This window comes from Micromonospora sp. CPCC 206061 (assembly GCF_036906915.1).
Classification (GTDB): domain Bacteria; phylum Actinomycetota; class Actinomycetes; order Mycobacteriales; family Micromonosporaceae; genus Phytohabitans.
In genome coordinates this window covers 1-2862 of the sequence record NZ_JBAKHX010000179.1, presented here as the reverse complement: position 1 = coordinate 2862, position 2862 = coordinate 1, and the positions used below count along the sequence as shown (strand labels likewise).

The 2862-nt window shown below is 69.0% G+C and carries 1 protein-coding gene and 1 pseudogene; one reads left to right on the top strand and one right to left on the bottom strand.

Annotation, left to right across the window (positions count from 1 at the left end):
• Window positions 1-226: pseudogene (locus V6V89_RS41160) on the top strand (heavy metal translocating P-type ATPase); the annotation flags it as partial.
• Between the two features lie 96 nt (window positions 227-322).
• Here V6V89_RS41160 and V6V89_RS41155 read toward each other — a convergent pair.
• A complete protein-coding gene (locus tag V6V89_RS41155; protein ID WP_334625166.1) occupies window positions 323-2593 on the bottom strand; it encodes a heavy metal translocating P-type ATPase in 2271 nt (756 codons plus the stop codon).
• Window positions 2594-2862: the final 269 nt, after the last annotated feature.

Sequence of the window (2862 nt, the reverse complement as noted above, 5' to 3'; positions counted from 1 at the left end):
CGGCGTGATCCGGCTGTCCAAGGCGTCATACCGCAAGATGGTCCAAAACCTGGGCTGGGCGGCTGGCTACAACATCGTGGCCATCCCGCTCGCGGCGGGCGTGTTGGCCTGGGCCGGACTGACTCTCAGCCCCGCCATCGGCGCCGTGTTGATGTCCGCCTCCACGATCGTGGTTGCCCTCAACGCGCAACTACTGCGCCGCGTAAAGCTGGCACCGCGGCAGTAGAAAGGCAGTGACCGCCACGCCCCTTCGGGCGTGGCGGTCACCTTGCTGGATGGTTGCGCGACCGTCCGGTCGGCGTCCATCAGGCCCAACCGGAAGTCACACGGAATCGCCTGCCACCGGTCGGAAGGTGCGCAGGCGCAGGCTGTTGGAGACCACGAACACCGAACTGAGCGCCATCGCGGCACCGGCGATGATCGGATTGAGCAGGCCCGCGGCGGCCAGCGGCAGGGCGGCGACGTTGTAGGCGAACGCCCAGAACAGGTTGCCCTTGATGGTGCCGAGCGTCTTTCGCGACAGCCGGATCGCGTCAGCGGCCACTCGCAGGTCGCCACGGACCAGCGTCAGGTCGGACGCCTCGATCGCGACATCCGTGCCTGTACCCATGGCCAGTCCCAGGTCGGCCTGGGCGAGCGCGGCAGCGTCGTTGACACCATCGCCGACCATCGCGACGACCTTGCCGTCGGCCTGCAGCCGCTTGACGACGTCGACCTTGTCCGCCGGCAGTACCTCGGCGATCACCTCGTCGATGCCGACCTGGGCGGCGACCGCGCGGGCGGCGGCGGTGTTGTCGCCGGTGAGCAGCACTGGCGTCAGCCCGAGCTGGCGCAGCTCACGGACCGCTTGGGCACTGGTCGCTTTGACGGTGTCGGCGACGACGAGCACGGCGCGGACCTCGCCGTCCCAGCCGACCACGACGGGGGTACGCCCCTTCGCCTGCGCGTCCGCGACGGCCAGCGTCGCCGAGGCCGATATCTCGTAACCGCGGTCTGCCAGCAGGTTGGCTCGTCCGACGAGAACATGCCGGCCATCGACGACGCCGGACACGCCGAGCCCTTCGAGGTTGGCGAAGTCCTCGACTCCCGGCAGCGGTCCGACCCGGTCGGCCGCCGCGGCGGCGATCGCCCTGGCGATCGGGTGCTCCGATGCGTCCTCCAGCGCGCCGGCCGAGCGCAGCACCTGGACCTCGTCGCCATCGGTGATCACGTCCACCAGTGACATGCGCCCGGTCGTAACCGTGCCGGTCTTGTCCAATACCACGGTGTCGACCCGGCGGGTGGACTCCAACACCTCCGGCCCTTTGATCAGGATCCCGAGTTGGGCGCCGCGACCGGTACCCACCAGCAGGGCCGTGGGTGTGGCCAGGCCAAGAGCGCACGGGCAGGCGATGATCAGTACGGCGACCGCCGCGGTGAACGCGGCGCCGACCGCACCGCCTGCGCCCAGCCAGAAACCGAGGGTGCCAACGGCGAGGGCGATGACGATGGGCACGAACACCGCGGAAACCCGGTCGGCGAGGCGCTGGACGGCGGCCTTGCCCGTCTGGGCCTCCTCGACCAGCCTGGCCATCTGGGCCAGTTGGGTGTCGGCCCCGATCCGGGTGGCTCGCACAACCAGGCGGCCGCCGGCGTTGACGGTTGCGCCGACCACCGGGGCGCCGGGTGCGACCTCCACTGGCACTGACTCGCCGGTCAGCATGCTGGCATCCACCGCGGAGCTTCCCTCTTCGACGACGCCGTCCGTGGCGATCTTCTCTCCCGGACGCACGACGAACCGGTCGCCGACCGCGAGCCGGTTGGTAGGGATGCGTACCTCTCGACCGTCGCGCAGTACGGCGACGTCCTTGACGCCCAGATCCAGCAGGGCTCGCAGGGCGGCGCCGGCGCGGCGTTTGGCGCGCGCCTCGAAGTAGCGGCCGGCCAGGATCGCGGCGGTGACTCCGGCGGCGACCTCCAGATAGATGTTGTCGGTCCCGGCCGTGCGTTCGATGGTGAACCGGAACGGGTGGGTCATGCCGGGCTCGCCGGCGGCGCCAAAGAACAGCGCGTACATGGACCAGGCGAACGCCGCCAGGGTGCCGATGGAAATCAGGGTGTCCATGGTGGCGGCGCCGTGGCGGAGGTTGGTCCAGGCCGCCTTATGGAACGGCCATCCCGCGTACACGACGACCGGAGCCGCGAGGATCGCGGTCAACCACTGCCAGTTGGTGAACTGAAGCGCCGGAATCATCGACAGCGCGAGGACCGGTGCCGCCAAGGCTACGCTGACCCACAGGCGAAGGCGCAGCGCCTCCAGGTGCTGTTGCTCACCGTCACCGGCGGTGTTCTCGGCGGCGGCCTGCGGTTTCGGGATCCGAGCGGTGTAGCCGGTCTTCTCCACGGTGGCGATCAGTTCCGCCGGGGTCATGGCCGCCGGGAACTCCACGCGGGCCTTCTCGGTGGCGTAGTTGACCGTCGCGGTCACGCCGTCGAGCTTGTTGAGCTTCTTCTCGATCCGCGCCGCACAGGACGCGCACGTCATCCCGCCGATCTGCAATTCGATCAGGCCGGTGGCGACTGGCAGCGTCGGTGGAGTGTTCGACGACGTCATGACAGCTCGCTCCTCGCCGTCATTTGTCCGGGTTGAGGCGATATGCGCAGATCATGCCTGAAACGGGGTAGCTGGTCGTCGTCATCACGTTTTCTCTCTGCGAGGCTCCTCCACACCTCGCACTATACCCCCCTATGGTATCGGCCAGGATCCTCGTCATCCTTGCCGCGTGGGTACCTGTGGCCGCAGTTCAGGCCGTTGTCGACGTCAGGCGGTCACTGTGTCGGGTGGTGGCGTCGCCGACACCCGCCAACACTGCCACCACTGCG